The sequence below is a fragment of the Arthrobacter sp. zg-Y1143 genome, assembly GCF_030125565.1.
GTDB lineage: Bacteria > Actinomycetota > Actinomycetes > Actinomycetales > Micrococcaceae > Arthrobacter_B.
Map to the genome: position 1 here is coordinate 214,926 of NZ_JASKLW010000009.1, position 26,223 is coordinate 241,148.

At 66.7% G+C, this 26,223-nt stretch carries 25 protein-coding genes; 12 read left to right on the forward strand and 13 right to left on the reverse strand.

Annotation, left to right across the window (positions count from 1 at the left end):
- Positions 1-20: 20 nt before the first annotated feature.
- Entirely contained in the window at positions 21-146 is a 126-nt protein-coding gene (locus QNN98_RS11605; RefSeq protein WP_283997261.1) for a hypothetical protein, read from the reverse strand.
- Positions 147-264: 118 nt separating this feature from the next.
- Here QNN98_RS11605 and QNN98_RS11610 point away from each other — a divergent pair, with 118 nt between their 5' ends.
- Together QNN98_RS11610 and QNN98_RS11615 are read left to right on the forward strand one after the other, a co-directional pair.
- Positions 265-1,398: a hypothetical protein gene (locus tag QNN98_RS11610; RefSeq protein WP_283997263.1), complete on the forward strand. Its 1,134-nt coding sequence runs from the start codon at positions 265-267 to the stop codon at positions 1,396-1,398.
- Between the two features lie 51 nt (positions 1,399-1,449).
- Complete coding sequence (locus QNN98_RS11615) at positions 1,450-2,634, forward strand: thiolase family protein (protein ID WP_502864713.1); 1,185 nt, start codon at positions 1,450-1,452, stop codon at positions 2,632-2,634.
- Positions 2,635-2,733: 99 nt separating this feature from the next.
- Here QNN98_RS11615 and QNN98_RS11620 read toward each other — a convergent pair whose 3' ends face one another.
- Entirely contained in the window at positions 2,734-3,390 is a 657-nt protein-coding gene (locus QNN98_RS11620) for an FMN-dependent NADH-azoreductase (RefSeq protein ID WP_283997267.1), read from the reverse strand.
- 79 nt (positions 3,391-3,469) lie between these two features.
- Between QNN98_RS11620 and QNN98_RS11625 the strand changes: the two genes are divergently transcribed.
- The 6 genes from QNN98_RS11625 (at position 3,470) to QNN98_RS11650 (ending at position 7,238) form a co-directional block, all read left to right on the forward strand.
- The gene (locus QNN98_RS11625) at positions 3,470-3,820 is read left to right on the forward strand and encodes a winged helix-turn-helix transcriptional regulator (protein ID WP_283997269.1); all 351 of its coding nucleotides are present in this window, start codon (positions 3,470-3,472) and stop codon (positions 3,818-3,820) included.
- A 53-nt stretch (positions 3,821-3,873) separates the two neighbouring features.
- Positions 3,874-4,278 (forward strand): VOC family protein, encoded by a 405-nt coding sequence (locus QNN98_RS11630; RefSeq protein ID WP_283997271.1) that lies wholly within the window; start codon positions 3,874-3,876, stop codon positions 4,276-4,278.
- A gap of 398 nt (positions 4,279-4,676) precedes the next feature.
- Positions 4,677-4,994, forward strand: coding sequence for a hypothetical protein (locus QNN98_RS11635; protein WP_227926818.1), 318 nt, complete (start codon positions 4,677-4,679; stop codon positions 4,992-4,994).
- Between the two features lie 89 nt (positions 4,995-5,083).
- Positions 5,084-5,698 (forward strand): hypothetical protein, encoded by a 615-nt coding sequence (locus QNN98_RS11640; RefSeq protein WP_283997274.1) that lies wholly within the window; start codon positions 5,084-5,086, stop codon positions 5,696-5,698.
- A 34-nt stretch (positions 5,699-5,732) separates the two neighbouring features.
- The gene (locus QNN98_RS11645) at positions 5,733-6,170 is read left to right on the forward strand and encodes a hypothetical protein (protein ID WP_283997276.1); all 438 of its coding nucleotides are present in this window, start codon (positions 5,733-5,735) and stop codon (positions 6,168-6,170) included.
- Between the two features lie 363 nt (positions 6,171-6,533).
- The gene (locus QNN98_RS11650) at positions 6,534-7,238 is read left to right on the forward strand and encodes a DUF6338 family protein (protein WP_283997278.1); all 705 of its coding nucleotides are present in this window, start codon (positions 6,534-6,536) and stop codon (positions 7,236-7,238) included.
- Between the two features lie 380 nt (positions 7,239-7,618).
- Here the strand turns inward: QNN98_RS11650 and QNN98_RS11655 are convergent, their stop codons facing one another.
- From QNN98_RS11655 to QNN98_RS11705, 11 genes are all read right to left on the reverse strand, one after another.
- Positions 7,619-8,428: an HAD family hydrolase gene (locus tag QNN98_RS11655; protein ID WP_283997280.1), complete on the reverse strand. Its 810-nt coding sequence runs from the start codon at positions 8,426-8,428 to the stop codon at positions 7,619-7,621.
- Positions 8,425-11,217 (reverse strand): phosphoribosyltransferase domain-containing protein, encoded by a 2,793-nt coding sequence (locus tag QNN98_RS11660; protein WP_283997282.1) that lies wholly within the window; start codon positions 11,215-11,217, stop codon positions 8,425-8,427. The genes QNN98_RS11655 and QNN98_RS11660 overlap by 4 nt, the downstream gene beginning before the upstream one ends.
- On the reverse strand, positions 11,214-12,398 hold the full coding sequence (locus QNN98_RS11665; protein WP_283997284.1) for an HpcH/HpaI aldolase/citrate lyase family protein: 1,185 nt from the start codon (positions 12,396-12,398) through the stop codon (positions 11,214-11,216). The genes QNN98_RS11660 and QNN98_RS11665 overlap by 4 nt, the downstream gene beginning before the upstream one ends.
- A 4-nt stretch (positions 12,399-12,402) precedes the next feature.
- Entirely contained in the window at positions 12,403-13,386 is a 984-nt protein-coding gene (locus QNN98_RS11670; protein WP_283997286.1) for a hypothetical protein, read from the reverse strand.
- Between the two features lie 9 nt (positions 13,387-13,395).
- Positions 13,396-13,947 (reverse strand): TerD family protein, encoded by a 552-nt coding sequence (locus QNN98_RS11675; protein WP_227913383.1) that lies wholly within the window; start codon positions 13,945-13,947, stop codon positions 13,396-13,398.
- Positions 13,948-14,466 (reverse strand): hypothetical protein, encoded by a 519-nt coding sequence (locus tag QNN98_RS11680; RefSeq protein WP_283997288.1) that lies wholly within the window; start codon positions 14,464-14,466, stop codon positions 13,948-13,950.
- A gap of 38 nt (positions 14,467-14,504) precedes the next feature.
- On the reverse strand, positions 14,505-15,695 hold the full coding sequence (locus QNN98_RS11685) for a toxic anion resistance protein (protein WP_227913381.1): 1,191 nt from the start codon (positions 15,693-15,695) through the stop codon (positions 14,505-14,507).
- A 98-nt stretch (positions 15,696-15,793) separates the two neighbouring features.
- Positions 15,794-16,375, reverse strand: coding sequence for a TerD family protein (locus QNN98_RS11690; protein WP_227913380.1), 582 nt, complete (start codon positions 16,373-16,375; stop codon positions 15,794-15,796).
- Between the two features lie 30 nt (positions 16,376-16,405).
- Positions 16,406-16,987, reverse strand: coding sequence for a TerD family protein (locus QNN98_RS11695; protein WP_227913379.1), 582 nt, complete (start codon positions 16,985-16,987; stop codon positions 16,406-16,408).
- A gap of 24 nt (positions 16,988-17,011) precedes the next feature.
- The gene (locus tag QNN98_RS11700; RefSeq protein ID WP_283997293.1) at positions 17,012-17,602 is read right to left on the reverse strand and encodes a TerD family protein; all 591 of its coding nucleotides are present in this window, start codon (positions 17,600-17,602) and stop codon (positions 17,012-17,014) included.
- A 12-nt stretch (positions 17,603-17,614) separates the two neighbouring features.
- Positions 17,615-18,724, reverse strand: a complete 1,110-nt coding sequence (locus QNN98_RS11705; protein WP_283997295.1) for a DUF475 domain-containing protein — start codon at positions 18,722-18,724, stop codon at positions 17,615-17,617.
- A gap of 307 nt (positions 18,725-19,031) precedes the next feature.
- Between QNN98_RS11705 and QNN98_RS11710 the strand changes: the two genes are divergently transcribed.
- The 4 genes from QNN98_RS11710 to QNN98_RS11725 all read left to right on the forward strand — a co-directional run bounded on the left by QNN98_RS11710 (position 19,032) and on the right by QNN98_RS11725 (position 26,195).
- The gene (locus QNN98_RS11710; protein ID WP_283997297.1) at positions 19,032-19,433 is read left to right on the forward strand and encodes a variant leucine-rich repeat-containing protein; all 402 of its coding nucleotides are present in this window, start codon (positions 19,032-19,034) and stop codon (positions 19,431-19,433) included.
- A gap of 527 nt (positions 19,434-19,960) precedes the next feature.
- Positions 19,961-22,375, forward strand: coding sequence for a hypothetical protein (locus QNN98_RS11715; RefSeq protein WP_283997299.1), 2,415 nt, complete (start codon positions 19,961-19,963; stop codon positions 22,373-22,375).
- A 181-nt stretch (positions 22,376-22,556) separates the two neighbouring features.
- The gene (locus tag QNN98_RS11720) at positions 22,557-25,019 is read left to right on the forward strand and encodes a DUF7937 domain-containing protein (RefSeq protein ID WP_283997301.1); all 2,463 of its coding nucleotides are present in this window, start codon (positions 22,557-22,559) and stop codon (positions 25,017-25,019) included.
- A gap of 309 nt (positions 25,020-25,328) precedes the next feature.
- A complete protein-coding gene (locus tag QNN98_RS11725; protein ID WP_283997302.1) occupies positions 25,329-26,195 on the forward strand; it encodes an SGNH/GDSL hydrolase family protein in 867 nt (288 codons plus the stop codon).
- Positions 26,196-26,223: the final 28 nt, after the last annotated feature.

Sequence of the window (26,223 nt, forward strand, 5' to 3'; positions counted from 1 at the left end):
AAAGAAGAGTATGAGGAATGCTAGCGGAGCGTGCGGGGATTAGCCCGCAACGGGACGGCGACGTCGGGGGAGCGGCGGACGTCGTTGTCGGCGACGTCGACGGCGGCGACGTCGTTGCCGGTCGCGGCGGGCGATGTTCGCCCCACCCCTAGAGGTTTGCCCGTGGCCGCGCCTACCGTTGATGCCAAGGGCACTGGCCGTGAACGGGTGCATGGGGTCCGGGACGGCCGCTGCTGACGAGCTGAATCTCCTCCTCGAGGCGCCATGCTCTACGACCCCACTCCGCCGCGCGGTCCGCGCCGGCGCCGCCCGCAGGTCCCGGGCCAAACCCCGCGCTCGGCCTGGCCCGTCGTCGTTGGCGCCGCAATCCTGCTTGGCGTAGCGGCGTTCTTCGGGGTGATGGGCCTGGCCGTCTGGATCCTGGTGGCCGGTTTCCTGCTGCTGCTCACGGGGGTGTACGCGCTGGCGCTGCACCGGCAGTCATGGGCCGGACTGGACACCGGCAGGCAGCGGAAAGCGGCGCTGGCCGGCAGTGTCGTCGTGCTGGCTGTCGGTACGGTGGCCACCAGCATGGCCGCCCCCTCGGTGGGGACCGAGCGGCCCGCCGCGGCACTGGGCGTTATCGCCCCGCTCGAACCTGGGCCGTCCCCGCAGCGCGGCGGCCTGCTGGAACGGGCACCCAGCCCGCAGGTGGATGTGGACCCGCCGACGCCGCCGCGCAGCAAGGCAGCGCGCCCGCCGTCGCCGACCGCCGGACAGGAGGCATCGCTGATGAACCGGCGCTGTTCCCCGGACGGGGCCGCGCGCACGCAGGGCCGGACGGCCTACCGCTGCACCCGGGACATGGCCGGGAAACTGGTGTGGATGGACCGCGCCTCTGCGGAGCGGATCACTGCGGCGCGTGCCGCCACTGACCGGCTCAACCGGCAGGCAGCGGCGGACCGTGCGGAAACTGAACGGCTGCGGGCCGGACTCGACGCGGATCGGCAGGCCGCCGAACAGCGTGCGGCAGCGGAGAAGGCGGCGGCTGAGCAGGCAGCGGAGGAGAACGCCCGTGTTGCCGCCGAGCGGGCGGAGGCGCACCGCCAAGCGGATGCCGCGCGCCGGAACGCAGCCCGGGAGCACACCAGCCAGCCAGTGCCGACGCTGCCCGCGGCACCGCCAGTGCCGGCGGAACCAGTGCCTACGGATCCGCCCACTCCGCCGCCGCCATGTCCGACTCCGCCCGTTCCGACACCCACTCCCACCGCTACTCCCACCGCTACTCCCACACCAACGATGGTCCCCGTTCCGGTCCCGACTGTCCCGACGCCGCCGTCGGGCACCTCTCCGTCCGTACCATCGCCGTCGGGCCCCTCGCCGACAGGCACCCCTCAGTCCCCAACCAGCGGCACATAGGCGCCGCCGCCGGAACTCGTAAGCGGCGCGCATCACAGTACGATGGCCAGCATGACTGAGGCCTATCTGATTTCCGGCGTCCGTACCCCCGTGGGCCGCTACGGCGGTGCCCTGTCCTCCGTCCGGCCCGACGATCTGGCTGCGCTGGTGCTCGCCGACGTCGTCGCCCGCGCCGGACTGGACCCCGCCGACGTGGACGAGGTGCTGCTGGGCTGCACCAACCAGGCCGGAGAGGACAACCGGAACGTGGCGCGGATGGCGACCCTGCTGGCCGGCTTCCCGGACACCGTGCCGGCCATGACCGTGAACCGGCTCTGCGCATCCGGGCTCAGCGCGATCCTGCTCGCCTCCCAGATGGTGAAGTCCGGGGCGGCGGATGTGGTGGTGGCCGGGGGAGTGGAGTCGATGTCGCGGGCACCATGGGTGCTGGCCAAACCGGAAAAGGCCTTTGCAAAGCCCGGGGAGCTGGCAGACTCGGCCATCGGCGCCCGGTTCACCAACCCGAAGTTCTACGACCTGCCCGGCACCACTTATTCCATGCCCGAAACCGCGGAGGAACTGGCCTCCCGGGAAGGGATCAGCCGGGAAGACTCGGACGCCTTTGCGCTGCGCTCGCACACCCGGGCGCTCGCCGCCGTGGACGAGGGCCGGTTCGCAGCGGAAATCGTGCCGGTGGAAACAAAAAAGGGCGTGGTGAAGACCGATGAGGGTCCGCGCCGGGAGACCAGCGCCGAGGCGCTGGCGAAGCTGCGGCCCATCGTGCGGCCCGACGGCGTGGTGACCGCCGGGAACGCCAGCTCGCTGAACGACGGCGCGTCCGCCGTCGTCGTCGCCAGCGCCGACGCGGTGCGCCGGTTGAAGCTGGACGCGCGTGCCCGGATAGTCGACGGCGCCTCCGCCGGGGTGGAGCCGGCGGTCATGGGCATCGGCCCGGTGCCGGCCACCCGGAAAGTGCTGGAACGGACCGGCTGGTCGCTGGGGGACATCGGTGCGGTGGAACTGAACGAGGCGTTCGCCGCGCAGTCCCTGGCCTGCATCCGGCAACTCGGCCTGGACGAGGAGCTGGTGAACCGCGACGGCGGGGCCATTGCGCTCGGGCACGCGCTCGGTTCGTCCGGGTCGCGGATCACGGTGACGCTGTTGAACCGGATGGAGCGCGAGGGTGCATCGCGTGGCCTGGCGACCATGTGCGTGGGGCTCGGCCAGGGTGTGTCGATGCTGTTGGAACGGGTGTAGCCACTGGCAGCAAAGCGGCACCCGGCCTTTGGGCGGGTGCCGCTTGTGCGCGGACGGTCGATAAGCGCGCGTGGGTGGTGGTGCGTGGACGGTGGGAGCCTAGAGGACGGGGCTGGGGCGCAGCTCGGCCAGTTCCCGGCCGAACTTCACCGCGGCGGTTTCCGCTTCCTCCTTCAGGGCGGCGGCCATGTCCTTGAAGGGATCCAGGGCGGGGTTCATGCCCACGAGGGTGAAGGGGCGCTCGACAACGCGCAGATCCAGGCCCCAGACATCTGCCAGCACGCGGCGCAGCCAGGGGGTGGAGTGGTCCCACCCCTCCTTGGGAGTGCCCGGGTTGTAGTTTCCGCCCAGCGAGGTGACCAGCACGGCCGGCTTGCCGCGCAGTGCGGTGCCCTCCGGGCTGATCCGGGGATCGGTGTAGGCGAGGTCGAACCAGGTCTTGAAATGCTGCGAGACGCCGAAGTTATACAGGGGAACGGTGAACAGCAGGGCATCGGCACCGGTCAGTTCGTCAGCCAGTTCGGTGGCGAAGCCGAGGGCCCGGTGCTGCTCCTCGGTGCGGGCCTCTTCCGGAGAGAAGCCGCCCAGGACGGCGTCCTGCCAGACCCCGGTGGGGATCGGTTCAGCGGCAAGGTCGCGGCGTCGAACGCTGGAATCAGGGTGAGCGGTAGTCCACTGCTCCTCGACGAGGTCGCCGAGGGCACGGCTGGCGGAGGTGGCGGGCAGGATGCTGGCATCCAGGCGGAAGAGAGTCATGGGGGTCTCCGATCAATAAGTTCCTTAGTAACTCTGTTTTTCAGAGCGACTAGGCTGACTGTAGCGGTAGAATCGCCCTATGGATAGAGGCCCCGTTTCAATGCACACATGTGATTCCGCGGTCAGCCTTGCCTTCACCATCCTGGGCAAGCGCTGGAACGGGATGATTGTGGATGCCCTCAGCGCCGGGCCGTTGTCCTTTGCGGCCCTGCGGCGATCCGTCGAGGGAATCAGCGACGCCGTACTCTCCGACCGGCTCACCGAGCTGGCCGAGGCCCTGCTGCTAACGCGCGTTGTGGAGCCCGGCCCACCGATCTCGGTGGCCTACACCCTGACGCCCAGCGGTGAGCAGCTGGTGCCGTTGCTGCGGCAGCTGGGGCAGTGGGCAACAGCCCACCTTCCCCAGTCGGAGGAGCAGACCGAGCGGTGACCGCTCGGCGGGCCGGCGGCAAAACCTCCGCAACGGGCCGTAGGCTTCCCCGCATGACTGCTTCGATCTCCCACACAACCTTTGACAGCCTCGACCCGTACGCGCAGTCCGTGTTCTGGGCACAGGTGCTCGATTTCCACGCAGATCCGGAGGAGCCCTTTGGGCCCGGCGACGACGAGTGCATGATCTTCTCGCCCGACGGCTCCCAGCGGCTGCTGTTTATCAGGGTGCCGGACCGCAAACAGGTCAAGAACCGCCTGCACCTGGACCTGCAGCCGGAAGAGGCCGGCGGACGCGATGCGGAGCTCGCACGGTTGCTGACACTCGGAGCCACGCAGGTCGATGACCAGCGCCGCCCGGATGGAACCGGCTGGGTGGTACTGGCCGACCCGGAAGGCAACGAATTCTGCATCCTGCGCAGCCACGCGGAACGGTACGCCACGTCACAACAGGGTTGACTCGGGTTCAGAGCTATACACAGGTGGTCTGCGTTTGCTTGGTTTCCACGTGGCATCCAGAGGCTTTGACCGGCGACAGTGTCGTGCACTCGATACACGGCGGGCGCGGGATAGGCTGTGACGCGGTTTTTGATTACAAATAAATAAATAGATATGGGGAACAAATGCGCAAGCAATTTATTGTGGGAGTTTTGATTCTGGGTGCTCTCGGACTTGCGGGGTGTTCTTCCGACAGCGAAGCTGCGGCGCCGTCGGGGTCCGCTACAGCGTCCAAAGAAGCAAAGTCAGCCGAACCTACTCGTGTCGAGACGCCAAACGAGAGTCCGGCGGAACCTGTAGAGGCGGAGACCGCAATGAGTGTGGCAGGCCGTTTGCAGGGGAAAGTTCCCAGTATCAGCATGGTCACTGAAGTGACCGAAGCTAACGATTCGAATGGGCTCATTGGGCGTCCAGGACAGTACACGAGCGCCGCATGGATCGCCGACACCTCGGCGGATCCCGCCCAGACCGGCGTCGACGGTGGGGCTGTCGTCGAGGTCTTTGCCACCGAAGCAGATGCCCAGACCCGTGCCGCCTACATCCAAGATGTGCTCAAGAGCATGGGACCGGCATTCGGTACTGAGTATCACTACCTCAAGGGTTCAGTCCTGCTCCGGGTTTCCGGGAAGCTCATGCCCAGTCAGGCATCCCTGTACGAACAGGCCTTCACCGAATAAGGCAGCTCCCGCGCCGAGAAAGGTCGAAGAAAAGTGCTCGATCCTGCGGAGTAGGCTGTGCTCATACCAGGTCTCTAAATGGGGGAAGAATGCAAAAGGGAAGCATTGCCGTGTTGCTGCTCGCCGCGGCTCTGGGATTAGCGGGATGTTCATCCTCCGCCGAGGCAGCCAAGGAATCCGCTTCAGCAGCGCCCTCTCCGAGCGCGTCGTCGTCGGCCCCTGCAACTCCGCCGGCCCCGCCGTCGCCCGCCCCCACTCCGACGCCGACGCTAACGCCCCCGCCAACCCTTTCCGCACCGGCGCCTGCCACCCCGGCCGAGCCCGTCACCGCCATAGCCATCGCCCAGCAGCTGCAGGCAGTTGTCCCCGGCATCACCTCGGTCACTGAAGTAACGGCGGAGAATGACCCGGGCGGATTCATCGGCCAGCCGGGCTATTACACCTCGGCGGCGTGGATCGCCGACGCCTCCGCAGCCGCGCCGGAGAACAGCGTGGTGGGCGGAGCCGTGGTGGAAGTCTTCGCCAGCGAAGCAGACGCCCAGGCGCGCTTCGCCCAGCTGCAGGAACACTTGGCCCTGGGCGCCGCCTACAAACGGGAATACATGTATCTGCAGGGAACGGCGCTCCTCCGCGTGACCGGAATGCTCGGCGACGAACGGGCTGCCCTTTATGAGCAGGCCTTCTATGCCCTCGGTATCGGCTAAATCTTAATCCAGTCATCAAAAGGGGGGAATTGGCATGGCGTTGTTCAGCACCAAACCGATTGTGGAGAAGAAGGAACAGTGGACAGCGCTTCAGCCGCCGCAGGCGGTCCTGGAAACCCTGGCCGCGGCCTTCTCCTTCCACGGTGAAGATGTCCGGCGGGAAAAGTCCTCGGTGGAGGTGCGTTTGGGGTCCAATGCGGAATACCGGATGTGGGGCAACATGACCGAAGAAGGGCGCAAACACCTGCCGATCGCCCTGACGTTCACTGCCTCCGGGTTCGGCACGGGCACTGCGGTGGAGGTGTATGCCCGCGACACTTTCGGTTTCCGCGTTGGCAGCGGCAAGTCCTTCGGGGTGCCGGAAACGTTCAACCGGCGGATCGAGGAATTCCTCAGTTACGCGGCCGGGACGCTCGGCATAACCCTGCCCGTCTCCGGACCCGTCCCTTCCCCGCCGCCCATCAGTTTCTAGCCCGCACCAGCCCCAGCACGGAAGGCGACGTTGGCGGCCGGGAGCGTCGACAGGTCCATCAGCGCGGGAAATGTCAGTGGTCCCATCTAGCCTGTCACTCAGAACAGATCAACCCGACCTGTTCTTCATGAGGAGGGAGGTAACCGCCATGGTTTCAATTCCGACTATTACCTGTCCGCACTGTCATTACACATTTGTTGGGGTAAAAGTCACTAAGCATGGACTCATCAACTGTGGGAAATGCGGTAAGACAATTCGTGTCTGACGCTGTGCTTGCCAAGGCAACATCGGGCTATTGCTGCGTCTCGATTGTTGTCTTGGCTTCCCCCTGCTGACCATTCGTCCGAACTGGGAGAGGAAAGCATGTTCCCACAAGACCTGTTGCAGCTACTAGTAATCGTCGGTGCTGTCGTACCGGGGTTTGTCTATCAGATTAGCCGCCGCCGTGTTCGCGGGCCCGGGCCCGATGAGCAAAGCATTACCATCCGGGTGTTGCGGTCTATAGCAACAAGCGTCGTTTTTCTCTGTGTATACATAGCGATTCTCGACTATCCTCCCTCAATCATCGATGTTGATTCCGAGGGGATGCCCACTTCCTGGCGGACAGCAGCACTCGGAGCGCTGTTCCTCGTCCTCGGGATCCCGTGGCTTACGGCACGCATTGTTTATTACATTGGAACATCGTCTCCTGTAGAGACCGCGAGACTAGCAATCGTCGGAAGAATGCATCTGCGTAGCCAGTGGGACCCTACTCCAAGTGCTTGGGATTTTGCTTTTTCGAATCGTGGCGCGGGATGGATTAGAGTCCAATCCTCCGACGGCTCCTGGATGGGTGGCTGGTTCGGCAGTTCATCCTTTGCGAGTTCATTTCCCGAGCCGCCCGAGCTCTACCTTGAGCAGGGTTATGAGATGAATGAACAAGGTGTATTTACAGGGAAAATGTCCGCTCCTGACGGTCTGTACATAAGGTGCGACGACATTCGACTCCTCGATTTTTTGCCGAATGAGCTGCAGGCCGGTCCTGTAGTAGGGGCTGGTACATTGGGCGATAACAGAGATAATGGGTGAGAGGGTTAGGAGAACAACATGGCCAACTCACGAGCTACGGATCGTTCAGCAGCAAAGGCAAACGCTAGGTGGATTGCTCCTTCGCGCGGAGGCTACGCAGGAGTCTCTGACGCAAAAAATGCCGGAGCTCAGACACGAGTACCGCCAAGGACACCAGCAAGCTCTACCGGTGCTTCCTCCAGCAAGAAGGACACCAAGTAGCATGGCAGACGACAAGAAAAAGCCACTCGAAAAGGACGCAACATTCAACACTCGAGGGTGGCGCCCGGCGGCGAACCCCTCGGTGACGGGACCTCGTAGACCACCTACAAACCCGGCGTCTTCTGCTCCCTCCGCGGGGAGTGAAAACAAATAGCTTTGGTTTGGACAGGCGTCGACGTCTAGGAGCCCCGCACCAGCTCGAGCACCCGCCGCAGAATCTCCTCCCCGGCCAGCACTCCGCGGGCCGCGGTGACCTGCAGGTGCCGCTCGCGGTAGCCGGCGTCGTCCAGCTCGCCGTGCGCGGGGCGGAAGGCGACATCGGCGGCCTGGAGCATCGGCCGGTCCAGCAGCGAATCCCCGGCAGCAATGATCTGTTCCGTCCCGGTCCGGCGGGCAACCTCGGCCACGGCATCCTGCTTGGTCACGGGCACCGGCACGCAGTACAGCTTGCGGCCCTGCAGCGAGACGGTCCAGCCGCGCTCCGCACACCAGGTCTCCAGCTCCAGCAGGAACTGCCCCGGCAGCGCCGCCCGGTCCACCACGGCGTAGGCAAACAGGTCCTCAGCCGTGCGCAGCTTCAGCGTCCAGGCGGCGAACTCCGGGCGGGCCAGATGCGCCGACACCTCGGCCAGGGGAGCGCAGCCGCCGGCCACCAGGGAACGGACCTTGTCCTGCCAGTCGGCGTCGGGCTCCCCGTGGTGCAGGATCACCCCGCCGTTGGTGGTCACCGCGTACTCCGGTGCCGGAGCGGGCAACTGGATCCGCCGGTACTGGGCCACCGTCCGCGTGGTCACGGGAACAAACACCGCAGCCTCCGCGGCGGCCACCAGCAGGTCCTCGGCCGCACGGGTCATAAAGGACAGCGGTTTGCCCTCGTACACCTCGGAGACCACCAGGCCCGGCGCGGCGGCATCCTCGGTGTCCAGGAACAGGGCGTTGGCGGAATAGATCAGTGTCCGGTCCAGGTCCGAGGCGAAGAGGGTCCTCACGCGTCGGCCCCCGAGGCGGCTCCGGAACCGGCTGGAGCCCCTGCGCCGGCCGCTGCACCGGCAACAGCCTTGCCATCCGCACCCACCGCCCCCGCGGTGAACCGGGGATGGATCAGGCCCACGCAGCTGAACGGCAGGTCCGGGACTTCCTCCACCGGCACGCCGCGCTGTTCGGCCAGCAGCAGCACATGTGCCACGTCGGTCCGGGCCGCCGGATGCACCAGTACTTTCCACGGCACCCGGCGCAGCAGCACCCGCGTGGTCTCGCCGACCCCGGGCTTCACCAGGTTCACGTTTTGGATGCCGTACTCCTCGCTCAGCCGTTCCACCGCGGCCCAGCCGACCCAGGTGGGTGTCCGGTCGGTGCCGGCCAGCTCGGCGGCGTGCGCGACGGCGGCGGCCCGAACGGCGTCGAAATGCGCGGACACGGCGGTCAGGAAGTCCCGGGAAACGTCCGCTGCGGCCAGGTGGGAGTAGAACTTCGCGCCGTGGAAATCCTCCGGTCCAATGAGTTCCTTGTTGAACACCGTGCGGGATACCAGGCCCGAAACGGTGGAATTCAAGCAGGCCGAGGGGATCAGGTAATCCTCCCGGGTGCCGAACAGCTCCACGGAATGCCCGGGATCGGCCAGCACCGCCAGCTGCGCGGAGAACCGTACGCCGTCGGTTGCCTCGAACTTCTCCAGCGCGGCGGTCAGCTCGCGGGTGATGGCTCCCTTACCGGTCCAGCCGTCCACAAACAGGATCCGCGCCGGATCGTACCGGGAGGCGAGGTAGCGCAGCGCGGTTTCATCCATGCCCACCCCGCGCACAATGCTCATGGTGTAGTGCGGCAGGTCCAGGCCGTGCATCTGCTGCGCCCAGCGGCGCATCAGGATCCCGATGGGTGTACCGGCCCGGGCCAGGGACACCAGCACCGGCTCGCGGTTGCGGGCCGCCAGCGCCAGTTCGGTGACGGTGCCGACGGCGGCGGCCACCCGGGGTGCGGAGCGGACCAGGGCCTCCTCGTACAGGTCCTGGTACTGGGCCGAGGGCAGGTATTCCATCGGCAGCGACTCGGCATAGTTCGCGCCGCCGGACTGGATGGCCGCTTCCCGCTCGGCCGTGGGTGCCTCCAGCTGCGCATCGCGCAGGTCCTTGAGCAGCCAGGTCACGTCCTCAGCCGCATAGGAGCCGAACTCCGGTCCCGTCAGCGGCACCGCGGCGACCGGCACCGCGGCGGGAGCGGCTGCCGGGTGTCCGGCCCACTCATCGGCGGCGGGCAGGTCTGCGGGGGCCAGCAGCACGACGACGGCGGGAGTCACCGCGCGCAGCGCCTCGGTGACGCTGCCCGGGCCGGTGATGGACGCCAGATCCGTGCCGGGTTCGGGCACCAGGACAATGCTGCCGAAACCGACCGCGGACCCTCCCGTGCCCTGGGTCGATCCGAGCCGCGGGCCCACGTTGTAGGCGTGCCGCGGGCCGTGGCCGTCTTCGGTGAGGTCATGGCTGGCGAAGTCCACCGAGTTGTTGATGGCGTAGTCGGGCCGGTCGATGGGCACGATGGGGGAGCGGGTGGTGGTGGAAAAACGCACCGGACCGGTTTCAGCCAGGGCGTTGGCCACGGTCAGGGGCACGTGGATGAATTCCTCGCAGCCCAGCACCAGCACCGGCCCGGCGCCGGAGGGCAGGGCGGCGCGCAGCGCGGCAGCGACGACGGCCAGGTCCTCGCCGGACACGGCGCCCGGCAGGGCCTCGGGCAGGGTGCCCAGGTACTGAGAGGACATTCCCGCGGGATTGCCGAACCGGTCGCTGCGCAGCGGCCGCTGGCAGTCCTTGGCTGCGTCCAGCACGGTCAGCGTGCCCGGTTTCTGCGCCGTCGCCTCCGCTGCCGCGGGGTCAGCGCCGTCATTTCCTGCGGCGGCGGGCAGGGCAGCGATGACGTGCTGCGCCCGGGCCAGGATGTCTTCGCCCAGCTCGATGCGGCCGATGCCGAGGGCAACTACTTCGATCCGGCAGCCCAGCTCGGCGGCCAGCTCGTCGAACCGCGCCCGGTCGGCGTCGGAACGCAGGTCAATCAGCGAGGCCACCACGTACACCGGATGCGGGGCCGCGGCGTGCAGTTCGGCGACGGTGTTGATGACCGTGGCACCGGTGCTCAGCTCATCATCCACGAGCACCACCGGGACGTTGCCGTTCAGCAGGGCCGGGTCGGTGGGCAGCAGGCGGTGTGAGGTGGCGTGCGAATGGGCTTCCTCGAAAGCGCCGTAGGCCAGCGCGCCGTCCGGGGCGTGCCGGGTGGAGTGGATGTAGTAGGAGCCCAGCGAGTCCGCGACCAGCCGGCCCAGCCCGGTGGCCGTTTCCGCGTACCCGATGGTCAATACTTCGGGGTGGGAAATCGGCAGGTCCCAGAGCTGTTCCCGGGCATGCATGAGCCGGGCGCGCGCCGACCGGCCCGCAGCCGGGCGGGCGCCGGCGCCGCGGGCGTCGCCGTCGACCGCCGCGCCTTCACCGCGCAGCACCGCCTGCACCTCGGCCGCGACCGAGCGCAGGACGGCCTCGTTCACCGTGCTGCCCAGCGCGGCGCCGGCCAGGGAGCCAAGCAGCTCGCCGGCGGCCAGCACCAGGGCCGGTTCGGTGGGGACGTGCTTGGCCAGCACGCGGGAGACCAAGAGGTGCGCCCGGCGCGGGTTCCGGCGCAGCGCCAGGCCCACCAGGTCTTCCACGGGCAGCAGCGCATTGGGGTCGGAGGTGATCCGCACGCCCAGGGCCTCGTGGACAAACCCGCCGGTCCAGGGGTGCTGGCTCAATTCATGCTCGCTTCCAGAAGATCTACATAGGTGGTGTCGGGGGCGGCCACACCGAAGGCGGCGGCCCGGACGAGGGTGGAAGCTGCCCACGCCTGATGCGGTTTCATTTCGTTCATCTTGTTCTTATACGGGGACGCCGCCGCCCCGCCGCCGGCCGCACCGGAGATGTGCAGGGCGTCCAGGTAGGCCTCATGGCTAATCACGGACATGGCGTGGACCAGCGGAACGTGCGAGGGATGGATGACGGTTTTGCCGAGCAGGCCGTTGGCCAGGTCCAGTTCGATCTCGCGGATCAGCCCGTCCAGGTTCGCCGTCAGCAACCGCTGCCGCAGGCCCAGCTCGTCCGCCTCCGCGAACGGGGTGGAACGCAGCATAGACCGCAGCACCCGTTCCCCTGAACCGTAGTGTTCCCAGACCGGTCCGCTGATGATGAAGCCGTCCGGCCGGCCCAGGATGTTCACGATGTCGCCGATCACCGCGGAGACCACCTTGACGTCATAGATGGTCAGGTCCCGGGACCGGCGCAGCCCGTAGGCGCTGGACATGTCCGTGGCGCCTATCCGCACCGCGAGGACATCCGCCCGGTTTGCCTGCAGCAGGTCCTGTATCCCGGTGAGGGTGGATGTGCGGGTTTCGGCGTGGATCATCAGCGGTGATTCCAGGATCGGCATGATCCGCAGCGGCCGGGTCCCCGGCACGGAAGCTTCACGCGCCGCGTTCACGGTGTGCAGGGCGTCCAGGAAACGCTGCGCGGACCCGGTGGTGTTCTCGAACTTCGGGATTACGAACCCGGTGAGCACGTCCAGTGCCGTGCCGGCGCGTTCGGCTATGCTGAGCAGCTGTTCCGGGGTGCGTACCCGGACGAAGAGCATCAGGTCCGCTGCACTGCCGCTGCGGCTTTCCCGCTCCAGCTGGACCAGGGCGTCCACCACATTGGTTTCCGCCGCCGGAACATCGGCGTCCGCTATGGAATCCTCCAGGCACAGCACCATGCTCAGCACGCCGCGGGCGGCCTGCTTGCGCACATCCTTGACCAGGTCCGGGCGGGTGCCGGGGCAGTACAGGGTGGCGCCAAGCGCAGTCGCCAGCAGGCCGGGGTCGGAATCCAGGCCCAGATCCTGCGGCGGACGGTGGAACAGGCGGGCGGTTTCGGCCTCGCTGAGGCTGGAGAAGTGGCGCACGGCGTCAGTTCCCCCGGAACGGGAAACGTGCGGTCATGCTGAATCCGAAGGCCTCCCAGATGGATTTCAGTTCCATGCCGTAGGGCATCACCTCGGCGCGCAGCTCCAGCACATTGCCGATCCGCAGGACCGAGAGCACGTAGAAGCTGCGTTCTCCGGCCGCTTCCGGGATGGTGACCGATTCCCCGTTGAACAGGCCCACGTTCATGGGCTGTTTGGGCTTGGGGAAGAACAGTGCCCGGCGCAGCATTCCGGAATGGCGCAGCGCGATCAGGGCCAGGTCATCTTCGTAACTGACCAGCCGGCGGTTGCCCGGGGTGTCCACGGCCACGCCTTCGAGGGCGTCGGCGGGGATTCCGGGACCGGGTGCGGGCTGGCTGCCGGTGCTGAAGTCCCGGCCTTCCCAGACGGCGCGGATGGTCCCGGCGACGGCAAGGCTGCCCACTGCCGATTCCATCGGAGTCAGGCGCAGGACCGGGTTGCCGGTGTCCAGGGTGCGCAGCTCCTTGATGCCCGGGGCGGGGAACAGCCGGGTGTGCAGCGGGGCGGGGGCGGAGGGTGAGGCCGCGGGCGCGGCCGGGGACGACGGCGCGGACGACGACGGCGCCCCGGAACCGCGGGACTCGGCGTCGTTGGCGGTGGCCCGGTTGGCGGTGGCCCGGTTGGCGGTGGCCCGGTTGCTGTGCGCCTCGGCGTTGGGGGAGAGCCCCAGGGACAGCGAGGTGCTGACGGTGGGCGGTGCCGCCTGCTGCCGTGGCGGCGGGGACAGCGAGAGGGATCCCGGGGCCGGAGCTGCGGGAGCCGACGTAGTGCGGGGCGGGCTTGCCGGTGTCCCGGACGAGACCGGAGCCGCCGGTGAATCCGGAGCCGACGGCGAAACAGGCGTCGAGGCAGCGGGTGCGGCAGCAACCGGGGTTGCCGCGGCGCGCGGCTTGACCCGGCGGCTCAGGTAGGGGAGATCGGTGCGCACGGCACGCGAACGGTTCACGGCCATTGCCTAGAGGTCGAATCCGAAGTCGGCGGCGAGCCCGCGGAGCCCGGTGGTGTATCCCTGGCCCAGGGCACGGAACTTCCAGTCACTGCGGTGCCGGTACAGCTCGCCGAACATCATGGCGGTGATGCTGTCCCGGTTGGCGGCGGGCAGGTCAAAGCGGACCAGTTCCCCGCCGTCGGCCCGGGCCACCCGGATGTAGGCGCTGCGCACGGCGGCGAAGGTGCCCGGGCCGCGCAGCTCGGGGTCCGCGTAGACGGCAAACACAATCTTGGTAACGGACGCGGGCACCCGGGAAAGGTCGACGTCGATCTGTTCCTCGTCCTCGTCGCCGGCGAACTGCACCGAAGCCTCGGGGCTGGCGATCTGGTTGAAGAACACCAGATGGTCATCGGAGAGGACCCGCCCGTCGGGGCCGCAGAGCAGGGTCAGCGGCACCAGCTCGGACTGCGGTCCGCGGCTGGGAATCACGTTCCAGCCAAGGCCCACCATTACCGAGGTCAGGCCCGGGTTTTCCGCGGTCAGGGCGGCGTTGGCGCCGGCCACCAGGGTACCCATTTACTGCTCCCCGAAGGTCAGGGAGGAGGGGGAGAACTTGTCATCCAGGAACCGGCCGTGCGTGGACAGCTCGGCGATGGCACCGGTGCGGACCTGGTTCTCCAAATCCCGGGCGATGCCCTCGAGGATGGTCAGTTGTTCAACGAGCAATGCGGTGGCCTCGGAATCGTCGGTCCGCTCCCGGTCATTCAGGGCCACGTAGGCCCGCAGGGGAGTCGGAAGGTAGTTGGTGATGATGGCGTTGAGCAGCACCCGCTGCTCGGTGGACGCGCCGTTGCTGCCCACGTACTCCAGCAGCGGGGCCAGGATGTCATCGATCTGCCGGACCATGGAAGAGACCATCGGCGGCAGGGCAGCTCCGGCGCGGCGGACGGCGGTGCGCAGGTTCACCAGTGACCGTACGGTCTCCCGGTGTTCGGCGTCGGGGCCCGACGGCGGCTGGTCGCCTTGCTGCGCCAGCTCCGCCGCCGGTTCCGGCGTGTTGCCGAAAAGGGATCCGAAGAACCTGCCTATCGCCACGGCCGTGCCTCATGCATGGAAGCTGCCCTGCCCGGCATTTAGCGGGACTCGCTCTGGCGGGAGCGCTCCAGGTACGGCTTCGCCTGGGTGATGGTGCTCTCCAGGGACTTCACCGTGCCCTCCATGTTGCGGGCAGCCTCGGAACGGAAGTTGTCGATGGCGTCCATGGTCTGGAACACGTTGTCGAAGGCCCGCTGCAGGGTCTCCACGCTCACGCCGGAGCTGGAGGCCTGCTGGTGGATGCGCGCCGTCTGGTCCTTCAGCATTTCGCTGGTGCTCAGGATCATGTTGTTCGTGGTGGCGTTCACGGCGTCGATCTGGTCCAGGACCATCTTCTGGTTCGCCAGTGCCTGGGCCACGATCACGGCGGTGCGCAGCGCCGAAATGGTGGTGGTGCGGGCCCGTTCCACGCCCTTGATCAGTTCCACGTTGTTCTTGCGGATCAGGTCCATGGCCAGGTAGCCCTGCACGGAGACGGCCAGCTGGGTCAGGATGTCCTGGCGGCGCTGCCGGATGGGGAAGAGCACGTCCGCTTCCAAGGCGTTGGCCTGTTCAATCTGCCCGGAGTTCTTGAGCTTGTCCACCTTCTCCACGCAGGCGGCGTCCAGGGACTCGGCCAGCACGGAGTATTCGCTCAGGGTCTGCATGGTCTTCCACAGCTCCACCTTTTCCCCGGCGAGGGAGGCGTTGTCCTTGAGCAGCTCGTCCTGGCCGGCCATCAGCGACTTGATGATCTTGTCCAGCTGGACCTGCGCGGACTCGTACTTCTGGAAGTACTTGGCCAGCTTGTTGCCGCCCGGGATGATGCCCAGGATCTTGCGGCCGGTGCCCAGGTTCGCCTGGTTCGGGGTCAGGTCCTCCACGGTGCTGCGCAGGTCGCCCAGAGTGGTGGCGACCTTCTTCTGGGCGTCGTTGCCGGAGCGCTTGGCGCCGGCCACCGAGGTGGAGGAGCGGTCCAGCAGGCGGCTGGAGTAGCCGGCGGACGTGGTCATTTCCTGTCCGGCCAGCTTGTTGATGGAATCCACCTGGGCGGTGAACTCCGGGCTGCGGGCGTCCAGCTTGGATACTTCCTCCATGAAGGAACGCGCCTGGGCGGCAATTTCCTTGCGGCGTTCTTCCGGAACCGGGACCATTCCCGGAGCGTCGTTCGGCGCTACCGGGGCGGGCGGTTCGGGTGCCTGAAGCACCAGGGCTTCGGAGGCGTCCGGGGGAGTCAGCGGTGAAGTCATGGTCCAGCCTTTTCGTAAGGTGAGCTGCGGTATGGGTGCGGGGAGTGTTCCGGCCCGCGGAAGCACTCCCCGCAGGGGTGTAGCTGAGAAGCTAGAGCCTAGCTGAGCTGGACTCCAAAATCGGTAACAATTCCGGCCAGTCCCGAAGCGTAGCCCTGGCCCACGGCCTTGAACTTCCATTCGCCGTTGTTGCGGTACACCTCGGCGAAGATCATGGAGGTTTCCGGTGCGGCGTCCTCGCTGAGGTCGAACCGGACAATCTCGGAGTCGTTGTCCTGGTTGATCACCCGGCAGTATGCACCGCGGACCTGGCCGAAGTTCTGGTGGCGCACGTCGGCCTGGTCGATGGAGACCACAATGACCACGCGCTCGACGTCGGCGGCCATGGAGGTCAGGTCCAGCAGGATCTGCTCATCGTCGCCTTCACCGGCGCCGGAGCGGTTGTCGCCCAGGTGGGTGACGGAGCCGTCCTTGGCTGCGGGCTGGTTGTAGAAGATGAAGTCGTCGGAGGACCGCACCTTGCCGTTGGCGCCGATCATCAGGGCCGAGGCGTCGAGGTCGAAGGGTTCGCCCGTGGTGGTGCGGGGATCCCAGCCCAGGCCGACAACGGCCTTCTGCAGCCCGGGGTCGGTCTTGGTGAGGGAAAGGTTGTTGCCCTTCGCGAGGGTCAGACCTGCCATGGTATTCAGCTCCTAGTACGGGGGATGGGTTTAGTCGAGGGCGATGCCGAAGTCGGTGGCGACTCCGTACAGTCCGGAGGCGTAGCCCTGGCCGATGGCGCGGAACTTCCACTCTCCGCGGTTGCGGTAGATCTCCGCGAAGATCATGCAGGTTTCCGCTGCCGCGTCTTCGCTGAGGTCGTAGCGGACCACTTCCGCGTCCGTGTCCTGGTTGACCACCCGGCAGTACGCGTCGCGCACCTGGCCGAAGTTCTGGTGGCGGGCTTCGGCCTGGTCGATGGAAACCACAATGACCACGCGGTCGACGTCGTCGGTCAGGATGCTGAGGTCAATCAGGATCTGCTCGTCGTCGCCGTCGCCCAGGCCGGTGCGGTTGTCGCCCTGGTGGACCACCGAGCCGTCCTTGGCGGACAGCTGGTTGTAGAAGATGAAGTCGTCCTGGGAGCGCACCTTGCCGTTGGCGCCCAGCAGCAGTGCCGACGCGTCCAGGTCAAAGGGATCCCCGCTGGTGGTGCGCGGGTCCCAGCCCAGGCCGATCAGGGCCCGTTCCAGCCCCGGATCGGCCTTCGTGAGGGAAAGGTTGCTTCCTTTGGACAATGTCAGGCTGGACAAGGTGCTCTCCTTTGAGACGTGCGGTTAGAGCGAGCGGGCGGCGGTGGGGATCAGGTCCATGACCGTGCGGCCCTGGGCCCGTTCGCCGAGAGCGGTGAAGCTCCAGCCCGAACCGTCGCGGGACACCTTCGCCATGACCATGGCCGTGTGGGTGCCCGAGTCGGTCAGCTGGTAGCGGGCAATTTCGGGGCTGCCCGGCGTCGAGTCGTCGATCAGGCGGCAGAAGGCGTTCTCCACCTGGTCGAAGGTCTGCCGGCTGTAGCTGGAGATCACGAAGACAATCTGCTGCACGGCGGGGGAGACGGCCTGCAGGTTCACCAGGATGACCTCGTCGTCGCCCTCGCCGGCACCGGTGAGGTTGTCGCCGGTGTGCTTGGCGGAGCCGTCCTTGCTGGCCAGCTGGCCGTACCAGACCTGGTCAACGGCGTTGCCGTGGGCATCGAAGAAAATGGCTGAGGCATCCAGGTCCACTTCGGCGGCCTTCTTGGTGCCGAAGATTCCACGCTTGACCGGGGCTGCGGAATCCCAGCCCAGTCCCAGACGCGTCTTGCTCAGTGCGCCGCCGTCCTTCTTCGTCAGTGACAGCGACTGACCTTTCTGCAGGCTCAGGCCCATGATTCTCCTTTGTTATTTGGTGTACGCGGGTTCTTTGGCGGCGTTGGCCGCTGCCACGCGCTTGTTGCGGACAATCGAGGAGGTCAGGGCGGCGAGGATGAAGACCACGCCGATCAGACCGGTGATGACCTCGTTGATTTCGAGCTCGATGGTGAGCAGCAGGATGGCGGCCAAGGCACCGATGGCCCAGTGTGCGCCGTGGTCCAGGTACACGAACTCGTCCAGGGTGCCCTGGCGGACCAGGAAGACGGTCAGGGACCGGACGAACAGGGCGCCGATGAGGCCGAGGCCGAGGGCAATGATGATCGGGTCCGAGGTGATCGCGAAGGCGCCGATGACACCGTCGAAGGAGAAGGACGCGTCAATGACCTCGAGGTAGAGGAAGAGCATGAAGGCGGCCTTGCCGGTGGCCTTGACCAGACCGTTGGGGCCCTTCTTCGGCTCGTGCGCCTCGGCGTCGTCGGCGTCGTAATCCTCATCGCCGTCGACGTCGAACATGTCGCCCAGCCCCGTGACCAGCAGGTAGGTGATCAGGCCGGCTACACCGGCAATGAAGATGTCGGTGGTGTGCTTGTCATCGGCCAGCAGGGCCGCGGCCAGCAGGGCGGCGAGGCCAACCACGAGGGAGGCGCCGTTGATCTTGCCGATCTTGCCCAGCGGGGCCTCAAGCCAGCGCAGCCAGCGGATGTCGCGTTCCTCGAACATGAAGTCCAGGAAGATCATCAGCAGGAACAGGCCGCCGAAGGCAGCGATCTGCGGGTGTGCCTCGTGCAGGATGTACCCGTAGGTGCCTTCCTGCTCCGGGTCGCCCTTTTCCAGGGCCAGCTGCAGCGCATCGATGGGGTTCATGCTGGCACTGATGCCCACAATCAGCAGCGGGAAGATGATGCGCATGCCAACGACGGCGATCAGGATGCCGACGGTGAGGAACATCTTCTGCCAGAAGGGGCTCATTTTTTCGAGGATGCGCGCGTTGACCACGGCATTGTCGAAGCTGAGGCTGATTTCGAGAACACCCAGGATGGCGCAAAGGACAAGTGCCTCTACCCCGCCGTAGAAGAACGCGATGACCAGCGCGACGGCCGTAATGGCGAACGACCAACCGAAAGTCTTGAGAAACACTCTGCTTGCAGCTCCTTCAGTTCCTGCACGCAGCCGGTGGCCGGGGTAGGCAAAAACTAGGTAGAGGATGGCTTTGTTCCAAACGGAATTAGGGGTTCAGTATGTCGCACCGGAAAGGGCGCGGGCAACTACCACCGGTAGCGGCGGCGGGGACGCCGGGCCGGGGCGGTGCCGCGGCGCGCGGCGCGGTGTCCGTGGGCCGGGGTCTTGGGGTGCTTGCAGAGGCGCTTGATTGGGCAGGGACGGCTGCCGTCTGGAAGGATAAAGGAAAGCCTACTTACCAAGGCGCCGTTTGAAGGAGGACTGCATGCAGGACCACACTCAGGACCACACTCAGGCTCAGGATCATGTTCAGCCGCAGGACCAGGCGCTGCCGCAGGACCAGACGCTGCCGCAGGACCAGACGCTGCCCCAGGACCAGGGGAGCCGGATCGCCAGCCCCGTGATGAACATTCCGGCGGCCGACATTGTTGGCGGCGGCGCCTCTGCTGCCCCGGCTTCGCAGGTGGATCCGGCCGAGGTGGCCATCCTTGCCGAAGCGGAGGATCCGGGCACAAGCCATCTGCGGCTCCAGGAACTGGCGACCGATCATCCCCTGGCCCGGCCTGCCGTTGCCGCGAACCCCGCGGCAGGCCCGGAACTGCTTGAATGGCTGGCCGCACTGGACGACGCCGGCGTAAACGAGGCCCTCGCGCGGCGCGGAGCCTAGCTGCAGGCCGTTTGTGCTTTGCACGGCCTCGAGCCGAGGCGGGTGCAACTCACTGCATCACTGCAACTAACTGCAACTAACTGCATAACTAAGGGACATCCCGCTGCACCAGGACCTGGGCGGCGGGATGTCCTGTATCCCGGGGTCGGGTCAGCCTGCGGGACCGACCGGGGTCGGCGGGAGGGGCCGGAACGGGACGGGTCGGCAGAAGGGAGTGCGGGCGTTGCCTCATAGGCGAGCAGGTTTTCCCACGCTCTGTTATTGGTGAGGCTGATGGGTTCCCTCGAATCACACCAGTAACAGAGAGTGGGAACCTGTGTGTGCTGGGGGAGTCCTGGTCCGGGAAACCAGCACCTTTCGCCGCTGGCTGGAGGCGGGGTGTATCCCGCAAATGAATTCCTTGTTCCCACGCCTGTGACCGCCGCAACAGTGGGCCGAACAGCGTGCTAGGGTCTTCTGCGATACGTATCTGTTGGCTCGGGGGGACCATCACTTACTCCTTCCGGGCGTAACTACCTGGGGGAGAATTGAAAAACTGCACGAGCTGCGGCGCTGCACTACAGCCGCACTGGAAGTTCTGTACCAACTGCCAGGCGCCTCAGCCGGCGCAGCATGACAGTGGAACCGCAGCTCCTGCCGACCCGGATGCTTCGCGCACCGCCGGTTCCGGGGACCAAAATGAGCAGCCGACGCAGCGCTTCGAGCAGCCGAGCGCCGGGCCTACGGATTCCCAGCCGACGCAGCGCTTCGAGCAGCCGACCGCCGGGCCTACGGATTCCCAGCCCACGCAGCGCTTCGAGCAGCCCCCGGCCCAAGCGGGTGCGTCCAACCCGACAACCTCGGTATTTGATCCGCCCGTTGTCGCCCCCACCGGCGCCTACGCAACGGCCGGAAGCTTCGCCCCACACGCTCCGAGCCAGGGTGCCGGCGCTTCCGCCAATCCCGGCGGATACGGCCCCGGCAACGGCAATAACTTCAACGGCCCCGGCAACGGCGCGAACAACAACGGCAACGGCCCCGCCGGACCCGGTGTGCCGCCGTCGGGCTCCGAAACGCCGAAAAAACCCAACCGCAAGGTAATCATCCTGGTTGTGGTCCTGGCGATCCTGCTTGCCCTGGGCATCGGAGCGTACTTCTTTGTGCAGAACATCGTCCGCGGCGGCGCCGGCTCCCCGGAGGCTGCAGCAGACAAGCTGTTGGAATCTATCGAATCCAAGGACGTGGTGTCCCTGGTCGGGCTGGTTCCCCCGAACGAGCGTGAGCCGCTTCAGCGGCTGCAGGAACACGTCGAAGAGAAGATGGACGAATTCGGGATCCAAGACGCCATGGACAAGGTTGGCCGCGGCGAGGAAGAAAACTCGGACGAACTGACGTTCGACGGCGTCGACATCACCTTCACGGACGTTGCGCCGGAAATCACAGAGATTGACGAGAACACGGCCCTGATCAAGTACACCGAGGGTGAAGTCCGGGTGCAGGTGGACCCGGACGCCACCAACGGACAGCTGCGGTCCCTGCTGGGCGCATCGGGTGACGCGGGTGAGGAAAAGATTGACGAGACCACAAAGCTGTCTGAGCTGGGACCGGACGGATCGGCCCTGACGCTGGTCGCCACCAAGCGTGACGGCAGCTGGTACATCAGCCCCACGTACAGCGTGGTGGAAATGGTCAACCAGAGCGAAGACTTCGGCCACGGCTCCGTGCCGGATTCCGCAGGCGGCAGCAACAGTCCCGCCGAGGCGGCGCAGGCCATGGTGGAGTCGCTGCCCGAGGTGATGGACAAGGGGAGCGTGGAGCCGCTGGCCGGAACACTGTCCGTCCACGAAGGCGGCCTCCTGTACCTTTACGGCGAAATGTTCGACTCGGTCCTGGAGGGCGTGGCCGGGGAAGAGCTGAACGTGAGCGACGTACGCTTCTCCGAAGGTGAAACGGACGGAGACCGTGCCAGCGCCGTCGTCGAGAACATCACGCTGGAAAGCGGATACGGCGACGAGATCACAGTGACCAAGGACTGCATCGAGGGTGAAACAGATTCGGACAGCTTCTGCCTGAACGGTTCCGGCTACTCCTCGAACGCGTCGCCGGAGATGTTCGGCGGGGTGAAGGAGTTCTCCCTGACCACGGTCAAAGAGGACGGCAAATGGCGGGTCAGCATGGAGGACACCGTTGTTGACTGGATGATTCGGTGGTCGGATTCGCTCACCCGGGAGCAGGCCCTGGCCTTGATGCAACTCGCCAGCAGCGAGGATCCCAGCGGAGATATCGTGCTTGATGAAGCCACTGAAGTGGAGTTCAACTCGGCTGGTTACGCGGTGCTCTCCCTGAGCCTGGATGAGGACATGGAACTGACGGCCGATGACGAATACGAGTTCGGCACCATCACCGTGTACTCCGAGGACGGCAAGGAAGAGATCGGCACCCTGGGCTACGGCGATGAGATTCCGGCAGGTGACTACAAGCTGGTGGTCTTCGCCGGCTATGAATGGGACGGCGAGTTTGCCGAGAACGGCAGCGACACCAACTATTCCAAGGAACTTACGCTGACCGAGGACGACGGCTATTCGTCGTCCACGAAGTCGCCTTCGACGACGCCGTCACCCTCCGCCTCGCCCTCGACGGCGCCTGCGACGGCGCCTGACGCCCCGGAGGACTCTGCCTACGGCTTGCTGATGCCAGGGGAGACCATGAGCCACGACATGGCTGCCAGCGACGGCGAGTCAGAGGCCGTGGTGACTGTGATGGGTTCCTCCACGTCACCGATTGTCATCGGCGTGACCCTGGACGGCCAGGAACACAAGCTGGACATTGCGCAGGGAGGACGCGGTGAGCTCCCCATCCCGTATCCCAATGACGGCAAGGGCCACACCATGACCGTCCGGATGATCGACGGCGGTGACGGCTCCATGATGCTCAGCTACAACATCAGCATCGAACGCAAGTAACGTGCACCGGTACCGGGACGGCATGCCCGTCCCGGTGCGGGTGCACCAGTCTTCAAGATTTCCCGGCGACTGCCGGCGCACACGACGTAGAAACCCAAGGGAAGGCACCATGAAATTCTGTCCAGAATGCGGTAAACCACAAGAACCGGGAGGCCGGTTCTGCCCGGAGTGCGGGCACGCCATGGGCGCCGACACTTCGCCGGAAACCAGCTCCGCCCCGGCGCAGCCCGTTTCGGGTCCTTCCGGAGAAACTCCTGCGGCCGGTCCTGCCGGCGAAGCCGGAACGGCCGGACCGGAGTCCGCCGGCGCGGGGACCCCTGCAGCCGCCGCCGAGGTACGTGAGCCGCAGTTCGCCCCCGCCGGTGCCCCCGCCGCAGGCCACCCCCGCCAGGGCTTCGCCCAGCCGGGGCAGGGTTACGGTCAGCCGGGCCAGCCGGGTCATCCGCAGGGCTTCGCGCAGCCGGGTCGGCCGCAGGGTTACGGTCAGCAGCCGCCGCAGGGTTACGGTCAGCAGCCGCCGCAGGGTTATGGCCAGCCCGGCCAGCAGCCGCCGCTGGGTTACGCGCAGCCCGGTCAGCCGCAGGGTTACGGCCAGCAGCCGCCGCAGGGTTACGGCCTGCCGGGTCAGCCGCAGGGTTACGGCCAGCAGCAGCCGCCGCAGGGCTACCCGTACCCGCAGGGCTACCCTTACCCGCAGGGCTACCCTTACCCGCAGGGTTACCCGCAGCCGCCCGTGCAGCAGGCGCCCAAGCGTCCGTCCGCATTTGCCGGCGTCCCGGTCAGCGACTATGTCCGGGACGGCATTGCGTTCCTGGCCCTGTTCTTTTCGCTGTTTATGACCTGGTGCTGGGGACTTGACACCTACGAAGAGAACGAGGCCAAGGCCTGGGGCCGGGTCGACGTCCTGCTGATCACCATCCTCAGCATGCTCTCCCTTGGCGTCAGCTACCTCTGGCGTGCCGGAATGCTGGGACAGAAAGTTGGTTACCGGGCCATTCAGGACATCAGGCTCCTGGCCAATGTCCCGTACGTGGTGCTGGTGCTCGTGTACCTGGTCCTGAGCATGCTGGCCAAAGACACTTACTCCAACTTCTACGGGCTGGGTGCAGCGGTGGCCTTCGGCCTGGCCGGAGCGCTGCTTGCCGCACAACCGCGGCGCGCGGAAATTGCCGATGGAGACGCCGACGGCGCCCGGAACCGGCGTTGGCTGTTCATCGCGTTTGGCGTGGTGGGTCTCGCCGCAGTTGTCGTAGTTGTTGACCTTGTCCAAGCAGCGATCCAGATTGTGCCGGAGGACATCGATGTCGACCACATGGGGGTCAGCCTGGTCCTGGCCATCCTGGGTTCGGGCCTTGCCGTATTCATCCTGGCCTTCATCACACTGCGGGTCCGGCGTGGGGAAGACCCCTGGCGTTTCCTGGGTGTCGTCCTAGGCGTGGGCACCGCGTTCCTGGCCTTAATTTCGCTAACCCGCGCCGAGGCCTTCGACATCTCAGTCACCCCGGGCTGGATCGGCTTCCCTCAGATGTTCTGGATGGCGTTCGGCGTTGTGATGTCAGCACCGTCTGTTGCCCGTCTCACGGAACGTACTGTCGCGGCCCCCGGCGACCGCAAGGCTGCACTTAAGCCGTTCCTGTTCCTGGCGTTGCTCCTGTCCTGCGCCGTCGTGGTCTTTTCGCTGGTGGGCCTGACCGTGGCCTTGGTGAACGAGTACGACGTTATTGCCCCCTGGGTAGTCACGCTGATCCTGGGCCTCGTTGCGGCCGTCGGCACCGTGCTGGCGCCGCGGCTGCTTTACCGCGACGGACGGTCCACGTTCGTGATGGGCAGTGCCTACGCCGTCGGGCTGTTCGTTATTGCCCTGATCCTGATGATTGTCTGGGCGGTCGCGGGATCCGATGGCTCACCGTTCAGTGAGGGTATTCCCAGCTCGCCAGTCGAGTCCATGGTCCTGGTGCTTGGCTGGATCCTGGCCTTCGGCGTGCTTGCCGTGCTGTGGCTGAACCGTGCGGTCCGCGCACACTTCACCTCGCTGCCTGCTGCCGGCAGCCGTACCGGGTTCAACTTTGCAGGAGCTCCGGGCCAGCAGGCGCCGTCGCACACTCCGGGCATTCCGACGCCGGCAGCCCTCTACGGTGCGCAGCAGGTTCCGTTCCAGCAGCCGGCACAGCCCGGGCAGTTCGCTGGTCCGCAGGGTCAGCAGCCGCCGCAGTTTGGCGGACAACCGGGCCAGCAGTTCCCCGGGCAGCAGTCCGCTCCGGGAACCCAGCCGGCACCTGGGCAGCCGCAGCACCAGCAGGCCCCGGCTCAGGAGCAGGCACCCGTTCAGGAGCAGGCTCCTCAGGGGCACACCCCGCGGGAGCAGCAAGCACACGTGGCGCCGGCCGAGCCTCAGCAGCCCGCCGACGAGGAAGCGACCGAAGAAACCGTCCGCCGCGTCCCCGCTGCCGATCCCGATGCCGCACTCCTGGCAGAAGCAGCGGATCCGGCAACGCCTTTGGCCCGGCTGCAGGAGCTGGCCACCCATCCGCGGGCGCGGGTAGCGGTGGCGGCGAACCCGTCCACGTACCCGGATCTGCTCAGCTGGCTTGGCCAGCTGGGCGATCCGGCCGTGAATGAGGCATTGAACCGCCGCCAGCAGTAGGTACCGCACCACGGCAGCCGGCGTCGTCGCACCAGCGACGGCGCCGGCTGCCTTTTCATCCGACACCACCCGAGAGGCGTTATGAGGACACCGAAACTGCCGTTCTCCGGGCGGTACCGCAGGAACATGAGGGTACGGCGCAGGACGGCGGCCGCCGCGGGCATGGCCGTGTTCCTGGTTGCCTGTTCGGGCACCACACCGGAGCACCGGCCCGCCCCATCCGCGCCAAGGCCAGCCGGCTCCAGCTCTGCAGCGCCAATCCCGGCCCCGTCCTCGACGCCGGCCCCGTCCTCCACAACGGCCCTCCCGGTGCCCTCCGGCTGGCTGGCCGGCAGAAGCGGCGACGCCGGCCGCCTGGTGCTGCTGGGTGACTCCTTCGCTGCGGGTGAAGGCGCCGGAGATTATCGCCCGGCTGTTCCGGGCTACCGCGATTCCTGCCACCGCAGCCTGCACCCGGTGGGAACGGACCTGTTTGCGCCCGAGAACATAACAAATATCGCCTGTTCCCGTGCCACCACCGGCCACCTTGAAGCGCTGCAGCAACTGGTGACCGGCGATTCCGGCCGGGACGCCGAATCCGTGCCCGCCCAGCTCGAACAGCTCCAAGCCGCAGACCCCACGCTTGTACTGCTTTCAGTAGGCGGCAATGACCTGGACTTCGCCGGCCTCCTGCAGGCGTGCCTGCTCGAGGCACAGTCCTGCAGCGAGAACCCGCAGCTGCGGGAGGACGCGGCAGAGCAGCTCGCCGGCCTGCAGCCGGCCCTGGCCGAGGCCTATTCCCGCACGGCGGCCGCCGTCACCGTACCGGTGCTGGTGCTCCCGTATCCGCAGCTGTTCGATGCTCCGCAGGACGGCTGCGGACGCTTGGACCCCGGCGAACAGGCCTTCGCCCGCCAGCTGATCACCGACCTGAACGCGACCATCCGCTCCGCCGTGGTTGCTTCCCCTGCCGCCAACATCTTCTACGTGGACGCGGTGGAGGGCGCCCTGACCGGCCACGGCGCCTGTAGCCGGGACCCGTATGTCCATACCGCCAACGTTTCCGGCCTGCTGGAGGCAGCCGGCTCACGGGCCGCGGACCAGGAGCTGCTGCACCCCACCCGGGACGGTTACCGGGCAATGACCCGTGAGCTGATCCGCTGGGCGGATCAGAACCCGGCACCGGGAACCCAGTGAGCCGTGTCATATCGGACGGGCATGCTGG